General features: G+C 61.3%; 11 protein-coding genes. 7 read left to right on the top strand and 4 right to left on the bottom strand.

Annotated features, from left to right (window positions below; all coding sequences use genetic code 11):
- Positions 1–3 precede the first annotated feature (3 nt).
- Complete coding sequence (locus AU381_RS06805; RefSeq protein ID WP_082909686.1) at positions 4–1,005, bottom strand: phosphotransferase; 1,002 nt, start codon at positions 1,003–1,005, stop codon at positions 4–6.
- Positions 1,006–1,481: 476 nt separating this feature from the next.
- Here AU381_RS06805 and AU381_RS06800 point away from each other — a divergent pair, with 476 nt between their 5' ends.
- From AU381_RS06800 to AU381_RS06770, 6 genes are all read left to right on the top strand, one after another.
- A complete protein-coding gene (locus tag AU381_RS06800) occupies positions 1,482–2,171 on the top strand; it encodes a haloacid dehalogenase type II (RefSeq protein ID WP_064240996.1) in 690 nt (229 codons plus the stop codon).
- A gap of 719 nt (positions 2,172–2,890) precedes the next feature.
- Positions 2,891–3,559, top strand: coding sequence for a haloacid dehalogenase type II (locus AU381_RS06795; protein WP_064240995.1), 669 nt, complete (start codon positions 2,891–2,893; stop codon positions 3,557–3,559).
- A gap of 529 nt (positions 3,560–4,088) precedes the next feature.
- Positions 4,089–4,949 carry a phosphotransferase enzyme family protein gene (locus tag AU381_RS06785; protein ID WP_244520030.1) on the top strand — a complete coding sequence of 287 codons (861 nt, stop codon included), beginning with the start codon at positions 4,089–4,091 and terminating at the stop codon, positions 4,947–4,949.
- Positions 4,950–5,054: 105 nt separating this feature from the next.
- The gene (locus tag AU381_RS06780) at positions 5,055–6,389 is read left to right on the top strand and encodes an aspartate aminotransferase family protein (protein WP_064240992.1); all 1,335 of its coding nucleotides are present in this window, start codon (positions 5,055–5,057) and stop codon (positions 6,387–6,389) included.
- 71 nt (positions 6,390–6,460) lie between these two features.
- A complete protein-coding gene (locus AU381_RS06775) occupies positions 6,461–6,937 on the top strand; it encodes an Lrp/AsnC family transcriptional regulator (protein WP_064240991.1) in 477 nt (158 codons plus the stop codon).
- 75 nt (positions 6,938–7,012) lie between these two features.
- Positions 7,013–8,287, top strand: coding sequence for an NAD(P)/FAD-dependent oxidoreductase (locus AU381_RS06770; protein ID WP_064240990.1), 1,275 nt, complete (start codon positions 7,013–7,015; stop codon positions 8,285–8,287).
- A 352-nt stretch (positions 8,288–8,639) separates the two neighbouring features.
- Here AU381_RS06770 and AU381_RS06765 read toward each other — a convergent pair whose 3' ends face one another.
- The 3 genes from AU381_RS06765 to AU381_RS06755 are packed head-to-tail and all read right to left on the bottom strand — an operon-like array spanning position 8,640 to position 11,507.
- A complete protein-coding gene (locus tag AU381_RS06765) occupies positions 8,640–9,338 on the bottom strand; it encodes a 4-hydroxythreonine-4-phosphate dehydrogenase (RefSeq protein WP_082909684.1) in 699 nt (232 codons plus the stop codon).
- A gap of 1 nt (position 9,339) precedes the next feature.
- Complete coding sequence (pdxA, locus tag AU381_RS06760; protein WP_064240989.1) at positions 9,340–10,341, bottom strand: 4-hydroxythreonine-4-phosphate dehydrogenase PdxA; 1,002 nt, start codon at positions 10,339–10,341, stop codon at positions 9,340–9,342.
- A complete protein-coding gene (locus tag AU381_RS06755; protein WP_064240988.1) occupies positions 10,338–11,507 on the bottom strand; it encodes a four-carbon acid sugar kinase family protein in 1,170 nt (389 codons plus the stop codon). The genes pdxA and AU381_RS06755 overlap by 4 nt, the downstream gene beginning before the upstream one ends.
- Before the next feature lie 76 nt (positions 11,508–11,583).
- On the opposite strand from AU381_RS06755, the gene AU381_RS06750 reads away from it, so the two are divergent.
- The gene (locus tag AU381_RS06750) at positions 11,584–12,468 is read left to right on the top strand and encodes a LysR substrate-binding domain-containing protein (RefSeq protein WP_064240987.1); all 885 of its coding nucleotides are present in this window, start codon (positions 11,584–11,586) and stop codon (positions 12,466–12,468) included.
- Positions 12,469–12,509 lie beyond the last annotated feature (41 nt).

Here is a 12,509-nt window from a genome sequence, read left to right as displayed (position 1 = left end):
TTCCTATCGTGTCAGAAGATCGGAAATCTGTGCGGTCGAAATCGAGTGGAACCACTCGAGGTGGGCCCAGCCGGCTTCGGTATTGCGCAGGATATAGCGGCTATTCTCGGGGAAGATTTCGGCGCGCCAGCACGTCAGCAGCGCACGGACCGCAAGACGGCCCATCGACAGGAAGGGGATGAGCCGGAGTTCCTCGTCCGTCAGTTCGGCGTGGCGGAGATAGCCGCGCAGAACGTCGCGCGGTTCGTCGAACAGGTCACGCCGGTTCCCATGGTCGAACGTTTTTGGCATCTGATTCATCAACGCCGTGGAGACATCGACGGCGATGGCGGTACGGACCGCATCGCCGAAGTCGATGACGCCGGTCAGGAACTGCGGGCTGGCGTGATCGACGACCAGGTTCGACGTATTGAAGTCGTTGTGGAGCACCTGCCGCCGGCACAGGTCGAGGCTCGGCTTGACTTCGGCAAACCGCTCGAGCGCGCGGACGGTCCAGGCCCGCTTGCCGCCCGCGGGGATGAAGCTCAACAGATCGGTGAGATCGAGCAGATGGGTGACGTCCCATGCCACCGCCCGGCCGTCTGCGGGATGCGAGAAATCGGCCATGGAATGACGCAGCTTGGCCAGGATTTCGCCGATCCGTTCGCGCTGCGGGGCTGTGGCAGATGTCCGATCGAGCGGAGTGCCGGGAAGGAAGGTAATGAGCCGCACCACTCGCCGCTCGCCGGCCCTGATCGCGACGATGGGCAAATCCGCGCCGTCGAGGTCGCGAAGTGCACGGGGGATGGGTAGGTCAGGGGCCCGCTGCTCGAGATGGCGCATCAGCGCGACCTGGAAATCGAGCTCTTCCATCCGCTCGGAAGGATGAGCGATCTTCAGCACGAACTTCCCGCGGGTCGCGCAGTTGAGGAGGAACGTGTCGTCTTTCTCGGTTTCAAAGCGCGTGGCCGAGCCACGCGCGCCGTATAGTCGTTCGGCGATTTCTTCGGCTTCCGCAGCGCCCACGGGATGGCACGCCTCGGAAAGCTCAGGGACGCGGGCTGGCCCGCACTGATGCTTGTGACCCATCTTCAACTCATTCAGATCCTGCCTCGGGAATGGGCAGCTCGATGGCCTCAGTATCTCACATTCGGAATTTTGTACAACAATTTCTTTTCTGGTGGAGGTTTCTTGCCGCTGGAATCGATCTCTTTCTGACGAATGGCGGTTGACGACAGCGCAGAGATATACCAATGAAATACCTACAAAAATCTCAGCGTTATCGGGCATTTCAGCTATATGTTCGCGCAATTTGTTGGTGCTTGGATGCGGCGCACGCAAGCTGTCGGCAAGCGCCAAGGAGACCGGTTACCGGAAAAATTGTTGGACAATCTGTTGCCATCGCCGAAAAGTTATGCCAGTGTGCTCGCACTGGCCGGAATGCAGTTACGATGACCTTGGATAGGCACACTGTGCCGAAAAAACTGGATAGGATACACGCCATGACTCAATTTCGACCGAAGTACGTCACCTTCGACTGCTACGGCACGCTCACCAATTTCGACATGGCCGGCGCTGCGCGACGCGTCTACGCCGAGCGTCTCTCCCCAGAAGCGATGGCCAGCTTTGTCGAGGCTTTCAGAGGCTATCGGCTTGACGAGGTGCTAGGGCCGTGGAAGCCCTTCCTCGAAGTGGTGCACAATTCCATCGAACGCAGTTGCAAACGCATCGGCATTCCTTTCAAACCCGAAGACGCGCAGCGCATCTATGACGAAGTGCCAACCTGGGGTCCGCACCCGGACGTCCCGGCTGGCCTGTCCAGGGTGGCCAAGGAAATTCCGCTGGTCATCCTGTCGAACTCTATGAACAGCCTGATCATGTCGAACGTGGAAAAGCTGGGCGCGCCCATCCATATGGTCATCACGGCAGAAGAAGTCGGGGCATACAAACCTCTGATGAAGGGCTTCGAATACATGCTCGACAAGCTCGGCTGCGGGCCCGAAGACATCACTCATGTGTCCTCATCCTTCCGCTACGACCTGATGACCGCCTATGACCTCGGCATCAAGAGCAAGGTCTGGGTCAACCGCGGCCATGAGCCGGCCAATCCCTATTACGAATACACCGAGATCAAGGATATCGGCGGGTTAGCCGCCGCCGTTGGCCTGGAGCCAGCCCTAAAGCGCGCCTGAAAAGTCTAGCGCTCAGGCGCTGTTGCTACGATGAGACTGGGGCGGGTCATTCGCCCCTTCTCTCGTTCGAAGGGGAGCAAGCATGGGCCTTTCCGGGGACTCCTTCCGCACGAGTGACCTGCTGGCGTTAGAGGATGGTGTGATCCGAACGTGACGCAACGGAACGTCGGGCTCGACGCGTTTGTTACGCGGCCGCTATCAATGTCCGCTTTCGAGTAACCGGGGCTGCTCCTCAACGACCGAGTTGGGGCGGACGGCGGTCGTCCGCGAAGCATGCGGGAGTGACTGGACCGGGGTCGATCTTTCCGGTTCCCATCTATCCTGACAGCTCGACGGGTCCACGGGTCTGTGGTGCGTAATGCCGGATACGGGCAGGGCAGCATCGCCATCCAACCCGAACGCCGACCCGTGTGTAGCGCTCGAAGGCGGCGGGAGCGTCAGCGGATGAGGCGGGGCGAATATGCATGGCGGCATGTTCAGCGTTTGAAGCAGGTGCTGAAAGGCAGGTGTTTTCATCCTTTATTGACTGGAAAATGGCGGCGCCGCCTTTCGACGTCTCGACGGTGGGATCATCGTCCATGCGCAATCGAAAGGGCCAACCGGACTTCGAGTTCAGAATTTTCTGCTGACGAGCCAAGGAAATCGGCCGGTAGAGCGGCTGAGGCGAGCCTATGATTGCTCATAACGGAAACAGATCCCGCCAAAAAAGGACGAAGCGCATGGCCACTTTCCGCCCGAAATACATCACTTTCGACTGCCACGGCACGCTAATCAACTTTCAGATGGCGGAGGCGGCGCGCGATCTTTACGGCGCCCGAATGAGCGAGCAGAAGATGCTGCAGTTCATCGCGGACTTCTCTGCCTACCGGCTCGATGAAGTCATGGCCGACTGGAAGCCCTATGCGGAGGTGGTCTACAACGCACTGTCGAGGACCTGCAAACGCAACGGCATCGACTTCAAGGACGAAGACGCCCAGATGGTATACGAACGCGTTCCCACCTGGGGGCCGCATCCGGACGTTCCGGCTGGTCTTGCCAAGGTGGCCAAGGAAATTCCGCTGGTCATCCTGTCAAATGCAATGAACTCGCAGATCATGTCCAACGTCGAGAAGCTCGGCGCGCCGTTCCACGCCGTTTACACCGCCGAAGAGGCGGGGGCCTACAAGCCGCACTTCCGGGCCTTCGAGTATATGCTCGACATGCTTGGTTGCGGTCCGGAGGACATACTGCATTGCTCCTCCTCGTTCCGCTACGATCTGATGTCCGCACATGATCTCGGGATCAAGAACAAGGTTTGGGTCAATCGCGGTCACGAGCCGGCCAATCCCTATTACGGTTATACCGAGATCGCCGGCATCTCGGAATTGCCAGGCGTCGTCGGGCTCTGAAGGCCTCTCTCCGGCAACTCGATAACTCGATTCGCCGGAATGTCGACGACCGATGGAGGCCATCGCGGTGCCGCCGTCTTCGGCGGTGGCACCGCGGCCCCGCGCGGCGAGGTCATGCCCAAAGCGAACCGAGACGATCGTGCTGGAGGCGGGGGCGGTAGTTCCGGCGCCTTCAGCAGCAAACGCCCGACCTTAATCGAGGCTGGGCGCAGCCATACAGATGCCATCTCGACGGCCGCTTTTCGGATGAGCATGCCGCCTGGCTCCAAACAGTGCGAGGGTCTCTATCTTGGGTGCTTGTAACGATGCGGTTCCAGACGACGGCGAGGGTCATCTAGACGGCAACCAGTCGGTCTGCGCGCCTTTCACCGAAGCATATTTTCGAGCCGCTGCCGCTATTCTGGCGACAAAGCAAAGCGCTGCGGAAGCACGAGGGTCGGGTGGTGAGCTGCTACTACGCCATTACGGCTTGACGGGAACGATCATGGTACTGTCCTCGGAAGTCGAGTGTACCTCGGACGTCACCCTGTTGAACGGCGATCGGTTGATCCTCAAGACATCAGCGCGGCCGGAAGGACGAGACAGTTTCCGCTTCCAGGTTGCGGCCCTTGCAGGGCTGGAAGGCGCTTGCGGTTTCGCAGCACCTCACATCGTGCGTACCAGCGGTGGTACGCTGATGTTCGAAGAGGAGGAGATTTGCGGCTACCTGCAGACCCGACTTTCGGGTGTGCCGCTGCACCAGGCGAACGCAACTCCGGACGTCCTTTACCGGGTCGGCCAGGCGCTTGCTCGGCTCAGTTTAACTCTCGAGCCTCTGAAGTTGCCCGCCATGCACCGCCCGGTCCTTTGGCATGTTGGATGTTGGCCGAGGCTGATGGAACTGGAGGAGCATCTGCCTTCAGGGCCCGTTGCGGATTCCGTGCGTGTTGCCATGGGCAATTATGTCGAGCTTATCGAGCCGCAACTGCGCGAGATAGCATGGCAGGTCACGCACAATGACCCCAGCCCGTTCAATACACTCCTGACCGATGATGGTGTCGCGTTCATCGATTTCGGCGACGGCTGCTGGGGTCCACGGATTGAGGATCTCGCGGTTGCGGCCAGCCACGTGGTGACGGACCCGTCTTTGGCTCTGGGCGGCGCAGAAAATCTCATCGCTGGTTATGCTTCGGTACGCCCGCTTTCCGCGCTCGAGGCAAAACTGCTCGTTGGATTGATAAAGGCGCGGCAAAGCGCCCTCATCCTGATCAACTCCTGGCGAGCCGGGCTGTTTCCGGCCGAGGCAGCATACATCAAGAAGAACGTGGCCCGAGCCGAACGCGGGCTCTCTATCCTATCGGCACTAGGCGTCGGGGAGGCCGAGCTGGCTGTGCGTCGCGCGGTGCCTTAGCCCGGCGTTGCTGGAGGCACTCCAAGCGCTTCGTCACTCGCCTTGGTAATCAGTACGTAACTCGCGACCTTCTCGCGGATGGAAACCCTAAGCAGGATCAAATTCATGTCCACCGATCTCATGCCCAACCGCTTTACCCCCGGGGAAGCCACAATTCCTCCCCGGGAATCAGAGTTGATCGCCCGGCGCGACAGCGTACTGGGAGCCTCCTACAGGCTGCAATACCGCCGACCGGTCCATTTCGTTCGCGGCGAGGGGATATGGCTCTACGACCCCGACGGACATCGCTATCTGGATTTCTATAACAATGTGCCCTCTCTCGGGCATTGCAATCCCGAGATCAACGCTGCCATGGCAGATCAAGCCAACCGAATTAGCGCAAATACTCGCTATCTCGAACCGAGGCTAGTCGACTATGCCGAACGGCTCGTGGCCACCTTTCCCGAGGAGTTGAGCCGCGTTGTCTTCACCTGCACCGGCAGCGAGTCGAACGATCTGGCGCTGCGGATCGCCCGGCTGACCAGCGGCAGCGAGGGCGTGATCGTCTCTTCCCATGCCTATCACGGCACCAGCGCGGCCACGGCGATGGTGTCGCCCAACCTGGGCGACGCCGTCAAGCTCAGTCCTGCCGTGCGTATGGTGCAGTTGCACGGGCCCGCGGGCGTACCGGAACGGCAAGCCGCGACGTTCTTTGAAGAACAGGTTCGTTCCGCCATTGCCGATTTGAATCGACGTGGCAGCGGCGTCGCGGCCCTCGTCATCGACAGCATTTTCTCCAGTGACGGCGTCTGGGTGGACCCGCCTGGCTTCATCGCCGGCGGCGTTAGGGCCGTGCGGGAGGCGGGCGGTCTCGTCATCGCCGATGAAGTGCAGCCGGGATTCGGACGGACGGGCACGCACATGTGGGGTTTTGAGCGGCACGAAGTTGTTCCGGACCTCGTTACCCTCGGCAAGCCCATGGGCAATGGATTTCCAATCGGCGCGGTCGTCGGCCGTAAGGCACCGATGGACCGCTTTGGCGCCACTGCCCGGTACTCGAACACCTTCGGCGGCAATACCGTCGGGATCGCGGCGGCTGACACCGTCCTGACAATCTTGCAAAGGGATCGGATCCCCGAGCATGCGCACGCCATGAGTGAGCGCCTGAGGCTGGGGTTGGAGCATCTTGCCAAGCTGCACCCCGGCATTCGCAGTATTCGAAATGCCGGGCTGTTCTTCGGCATCGACATCGGGTTGGATGGAGCGGGAGAGGCCGGCCGGCGCGCCATGGCTTTGGATATCGTAAACCTGATGCGCGACGATGGCGTTCTGATCAGTACGACGGGCGCCAACGAGGATACCCTGAAGGTTCGCCCGCCGCTGATTTGCCAGGCGGAGCATGTGGACCGGTTCCTTGAAGCCATGGAGTGCGCGCTCAAGAAGGCCGTCGCGCAGGTGTAACCTAGGCTGCCTCGGCGGCCGAATTTACCGAATTGCGGGCTCGAGCGATCCTCATAAGCGAAAGTAAGTCCATGAAACTCGATCGGATCGACGTCAAGATACTGCACGTGCTGCAGCAGAATGGCCGAATGACGAATGTGGAACTTTCGGAGGTGGTGAACCTATCGCCGAGCCCGTGCCTCATGCGTGTGAAGAAGCTGCAGTCGGAGGGCTACATTGAGGGCTATTCGGCCCAGATCAATGTCGCCAAGTTGGGGCAGACGTTAACGGTGTTCACGGAGGTCACGCTCAAGAACCACCGGCAGACCGACTTTGCACGCTTCCTCGCCGCGGTCGAGAAGATCGATCAACTGATCGAGTGCCATGTGGTCTCCGGCGGCTACGACTACCTCTTGAAACTCGTGACCACCGGGATCGGCGAATATCAAGAAATCATGGAGCGGCTGGTCGAGTTGGACGTCGGCATCGACAAATATTTCAGCTTCGTCGTGCTGAAATCGCCGATCGTGAAGGGGCACCTGCCGCTGACGAACCTGTTTCGGCCATAGAATCTCATCAACACTTCGCCCTTTGCTCCGATGGGACAAAGGGCGTTTCGATCACTAGCGAGAAGGCGCACCGCCATGAAATTCCTCCCCTACTGGCACGACAATGCCCCGGCCTTCGCAGGGGCGGCACAGGGTCCCGTCGATGGCCACTATGACGTCGCAGTGATCGGCGGCGGCTTCACCGGTCTTGGCGCCGCCCGGCAGCTCGCCAAGGCAGGGGCCAAGGTCGTCGTGCTGGAGGCGGAGAATGTCGGCTGGGGCGCCTCCGGCCGCAATGGCGGCCACCTGAACAACGGACTTGCGCATAGCTATTTGGCGGCGAAGGCCGAACTCGGCAAGGAGCGGGCGATCGCACTTTACAAGGCCTTGGACGACTCGATCGACACGCTCGAGGGGCTGATCGCGCAGGAGGGCATCGACTGCAATTTCCGCCGCGCCGGAAAACTGAAGCTCGCCTCCAAGCCCCAGCATTTCCAAGCGATCGCCCGCAACTTCGAAGCGGTCAATGCAGAGGTCGATCCCGACACGGCGTTGCTCAGTGCAGACGACCTGAAGCGAGAAATCGGCTCGCCCTTCCATGGCGCGATGCTCTCGAAAAAGAGCGCAATGATGCATATGGGCCGCTATGTCGTCGGGTTGGCCGAGGCAGCCAAGCGTCACGGCGCGACGATCTTCGAGAAGGCAGCCGTCACAGAACATCGGCAGGCGGGCAGCCGCCATCATCTGAAAACGACCCGTGGCAGCGTCACCGCGGATGCGGTGCTTGTCGCCACCGGGGCCTATACGCCCTCGACCTTCGGCTATTTCCGCCGTCGGATCATCACGGTTGGCAGCTTCATCATCGCCACGCGGCCACTGACCGAAGCGGAGATCGCCGCGACGATGCCCGGGAACCGCACATACGTCACGTCGATGAACATCGGCAACTACTTCCGGCTCTCGCCGGACAACCGGCTGATCTTCGGAGGCCGCGCCCGCTTCTCGGCAAGCTCCGACCAGCGTTCGGACGCGAAGATCGGCGCAATTCTCCAGACACGCCTCGCAGAGATCTTCCCGCAACTTGCCAATGCCGAGATCGACTATTGTTGGGGCGGCCTTGTCGACATAACCAAGGACCGCTTCCCGCGCGCCGGCTATCATGACGGCGTATGGTACGCCATGGGCTATTCCGGCCATGGCGCCCAGCTTTCCACTCATCTCGGCATGATCATGGCGGATGCGATCCTTGACCGGCCGGACCGCAACCCGCTGAAGGGCCTCGATTGGCCGGCGGTGCCGGGACATTTCGGCACGCCCTGGTTCCTGCCGCTGGTTGGCATGTATTATAAGATGCTGGACAGGTTCCAGTAGGATACTTCTTCTCTGCCTGCGGAAGCGTCAGGGCCGAGGTTACGGAACGGTCGACGTAAGGCGAGTCGGAGGGCCTAGCCGATACACAGATGGCGTCCCGTTCGTGCTCAATCAACTGGAACTGAGCGCCGCTGATCGGAGACTCGCTCGACGCTCGAGGCAGTCGATTCTTTCATCGTAGATGAACGAGAGCGAAGTCCGGTGACCTTAACGAGCAGGGTCTGGACAACGCCGATCTCGACCTGTTCTTGGAGCCGACCGACATCAGCGGCGCCGACATGACCTTTATGCACCAATTTCCGGTTCGACGCAGAGGAGGAGGCTAGCGCCCTGACCAAGGCCGCATTTTCCGTTACTGGTCGATTAACGCTTTCGCCTGGTTCTTCATGGAGGTGATCGCAAGAAGCTGATGTGTCAAGCCTGGACCGCTTGCAGGGAAGCGTCCCTCCAGGGCGGCGGTGCCGACCGTGAAGCCGGCGGCCCGGCCGCTGACGACGGCGTGAATGCGTTCGGCGCGGTCAATCGAACCTGCGACGATGACCGGCTTGGCGACAGTGGCGCAGACGGCCCGGATGAGGTCTGCGACGTCGACATGGGCGCGATAGGCAAGGAGATCGAGGCCGTGGACGCCCTCGCGGGCGGCAAGGTCTTTAGCGCTTGCAACGATCTCCGTCGTGGAACCCTCAAGAACGCTGGGATGACCCGCAATGCGGCCGGGGAAGGGGTAGTAGCGGATCCCACTTCCCTTAAGGAGCGGAAGGACGTCGTCGACGTGGGTGCCGCCAAGCAGATAGTCGACCCCGAGCGTGAGGGCGGCGCGCACCGACGCGATTTCGCTGGCGCGGTCGAGTGAAACCACTTCGAGATAACTCTTCGCGCCTGCGGCCCGGATTTCCCGGTTCAGCTCGGAGAGCATTTGGAACGGCAGGCCGATATCCTTGAAGCCGATATGACGGACACCCGCAGAAAGCACCAAGGGAAGCTGCTCCAGCGCATCCGGGATCGTCCGGTCGTTGCGGGTCAGCATGAAGATAAAATCGATGGGGGGCACGTCAATTCTCCTGGTCGTGCGGTGCCTTCGCCAGTCGGCGGGCGTAGTCGATCGCTGTTTCGAGACTCCTCGGATCGGCAATGCCACGGCCGGCGATATCGAAGGCGGTGCCGTGGTCGGGGCTTGTGCGCACGAAGGGCAGGCCGAGCGTGATGTTCACGCCCTTTTCCAGTCCGAGATATTTGACGGGGATCAGCCCCTGGTCGTGATACTGGGCGACGACCACGTCGAAGCGGCCGTTTCGCGCCTGCATGAAAACCGTATCGCCGGGCCAGGGGCCACTGGCGTCTATGCCCTCCGCACGGGCTGCCGCGATGGCGGGCGCGATGATGCGGATTTCCTCGTCTCCGAAGAGACCGCCTTCGCCGGCATGCGGATTGAGCCCTGCAACGGCGATGCGGGGGCGGTCGATTCCCAGCGCAAGCCCACCCTGGTGGGCGAGGCGTATCGCGGACATCTGTGCCGGAAAATCGGCCTGGCGGATCGCGTCCGCCAGCGAACAGTGGATCGTCACGAGAACGGTTCGAATGTCGTCATTGGCGAGCATCATCGCCACGCGCCCCGCACCACCTTTTTCCGCGAGGATTTCCGTGTGGCCGGGGTAGGGAAGCCCCGCAGCGGCGAGCGCCTCCTTGTGGATCGGCGCCGTCACGATGCCGGCGACTTTGCCCGTCCTGGCGAGTTCGATTGCCGCAACGATGGCATCATAGGCCATGCGGCCGCTGGTGGCGCTCACCTTGCCGAGTGCAGGTGGGGTTTCGACGCGGGACGCGGCGATGATATTCAGGCCTCCATCCGGTTTCGCGTCGGCGATGTCATGGATCTCGTTCAGATGCAGACCACCGCCGAGGCTGGCGATCGCCTTCGCCATTACGGCCGGATCGCCGACGACGACACAGCGACGTAAGTCGGTACGGGCAAGCATTGTCTTTGCCGCGATCTCCGGCCCGATGCCGGAGGGATCGCCCATGGTGACGGCGAGCGGCGGCAGGGAGGTGTTCATGCGGTCTCCTTTCCAATTCGGCGAATCGTGTCGGCGGCATTGCGCAGCGTCATGGCGGAACCGAAGCCTCCTGCTTTCATGGCGAGCAGCGTCATTCGTCCATCGGCAAGACGAGCGCAGCCGAGGGGAAAGCCGGGCTCGAGTTCGCGGATCAAGTCGAAAGCGTGAAGGGAGAGCCGTTCCAAAAGAGCGTGCATCGTTTCGCCACCCGTTGCGATGATGGCGTCGTATCGATGCCGGGACAAAGCGATCTCTGCCTCGTCCACCAGAGTGGCGAGGGCCTTCGCCGGGTTGCTGGTGCGGATGTGCGGAGTACGGATACAGATGACAGAAGCTGCCTCGTCAATATCCGTCGCACGGATTGCGACCGAAGCGCCTGTCGCGGCCAAAGTCTCGCACTGCGAATGGCTGACATGGTTTGCGCTGCCGACAAGCACGAGAACACGGTGCGGCGTGGCTTCGGGCGTGAAGATGTCCTGGCCTGTGCGCCGCTCGATTACCGTGGCTAACGCTTCCGCCATACCTGGCGAGCCGACCCAAAGCGCCGGGCCGTGCTTCTGGATCTCCGCAATCCGACGATTCAGCATCACCTGCTCGCATGCATCGACGATGACTACCGGAGCGTCGCCGATGGCCTTGCCGATCTCGCCGTCCAAGGTGTGCGCGGAAATTCTGGCGATCCGGCCGAGGCTGGGCTCGATCAAGTCTTCGATGCGCGACGTGTGGGCGGGATGGACTGGGTCGCGGCTGTACGCCGTTTGTGCAACCGGCTCACCGTGCAGCAGTTGAATGCCCTCGATCGTCGTGCGCCCGGCAGCGGGAAAAGCAGGTGCGATGACCAAACGTGGCCGGCCGCTGGCCTGGAATGCGGCGGCAATTTCCACGCGGATATGGCCACGCAGGGTGGAGTCAATCGTCTTATAGAGGAACGGCCTGTCTGCAAGCGTCGTTACCGCCTGGCGCGTCACATGCGCTGCATTGGTCTCGTCGAGCGTGCGACTGCCGGTGTCTATGGAGACCAGACTGGCATGGGAATCGTCCGGTCTTACTCTGCAGATGCGGGGGATATAGCCGCGTTTCAGGAAAGCGATGGCCCCGTCCGCCGCGCTTGTCAGGTCGTCTGCGACGACGCCAATGTGTTTGATCTGGTCAATCGTTTCTGCCATGACCCTGAGGCTATTCTTCAAGACTTGAGAGGAATATCGATATGATTTCACAGGTATTGGTGATACATTGTCACCAATGAAGCGTTCGGACCTTCCTTCCCTCGATGATCTGCGTGCCTTTGAGGTCGTTGCCCGCCTGGGTTCCGTACGTGCGGCCGCGTCTGAGTTAAACCTGACGCATGGTGCCGTCAGCCGGCGCGTTTCGAAACTCTCCGAACACCTCGATATCCGTTTGCTGGAACCGGATGGGCGCGGCCTGAGGCTGACGGGAGAGGGCACGCGCCTGGCGCAGGCGACGACGGGCGCGCTGGCGCTCGTTGCGTCGGCGTTGCAGGATATCCGCAAAGTCGACGTGTCACCGCCGATCGTCGTTTCCTGCGAACGGTCCGTCGCCATGGGCTGGCTGATCCCGCGGCTCTCGGAATTCCAGGATCGCCATCCCGAGATCGACCTTCACCTCTCCGTCGGTGGTGGGGGCTTCGACTTTGCGCGCGACCGTATCACGCTCGCGATCCGCAGACTGGATTTCGCGATCGATGCGAACTGGCAGGTCGAACGGTTGATCGAAGAGGAAGTCGGTCCCGTCATGCATCCCGCCATGGCGGATCGGTTCGCGGCCGGTGGTTATGTTGCGCTCGCTGCAAAGACCCGCCAGGATGCCTGGCAGAAGTGGTCCGCCGCCCATCCGGACGCGCCGAAGCCGCGCTCGACGCGCTTTCTTGACCATCATTTCCTGATGGTGGAGGCCGCAGCCGGCGGTCTGGGCGTGGCCATGTGCCCCAAGATTATTGCCCTCGACGATATCCGGAAAGGCCGCCTCGCCGCGCCGCTCGGCTTTCAGCCTGATGGCTCACATTACGGCATCATTCGTTCGGCGCTGGCGAAGAAGACGGCTGCGATCGATCAATTTGTGTCTTGGCTTCTCGCCACCATTCAAGAAGATTTCTGTGCTGCGTCTTGAGCCAACACACCGTCGCGGTGTCCAACCTGATCTCAAAACCG

The sequence above is a fragment of the Sinorhizobium glycinis genome, from assembly GCF_001651865.1.
Classification (GTDB): domain Bacteria; phylum Pseudomonadota; class Alphaproteobacteria; order Rhizobiales; family Rhizobiaceae; genus Sinorhizobium; species Sinorhizobium glycinis.
The sequence above is the reverse complement of the archived record's forward strand: the minus strand, read 5'-3'. Positions and strand labels throughout refer to the sequence as shown.

Bases quoted from the DNA above. Each gene is read 5' to 3' on its own strand.
- AU381_RS06800 (WP_064240996.1), top strand. From the start codon at position 1,482: ATGACTCAATTTCGACCGAAGTACGTCACCTTCGACTGCTACGGCACG.
- AU381_RS06795 (WP_064240995.1), top strand. From the start codon at position 2,891: ATGGCCACTTTCCGCCCGAAATACATCACTTTCGACTGCCACGGCACG.
- AU381_RS06780 (WP_064240992.1), top strand. From the start codon at position 5,055: ATGTCCACCGATCTCATGCCCAACCGCTTTACCCCCGGGGAAGCCACA.
- AU381_RS06775 (WP_064240991.1), top strand. From the start codon at position 6,461: ATGAAACTCGATCGGATCGACGTCAAGATACTGCACGTGCTGCAGCAG.
- AU381_RS06770 (WP_064240990.1), top strand. From the start codon at position 7,013: ATGAAATTCCTCCCCTACTGGCACGACAATGCCCCGGCCTTCGCAGGG.
- pdxA (WP_064240989.1), bottom strand. From the start codon at position 10,341: ATGAACACCTCCCTGCCGCCGCTCGCCGTCACCATGGGCGATCCCTCC.
- AU381_RS06755 (WP_064240988.1), bottom strand. From the start codon at position 11,507: ATGGCAGAAACGATTGACCAGATCAAACACATTGGCGTCGTCGCAGAC.
- AU381_RS06750 (WP_064240987.1), top strand. From the start codon at position 11,584: ATGAAGCGTTCGGACCTTCCTTCCCTCGATGATCTGCGTGCCTTTGAG.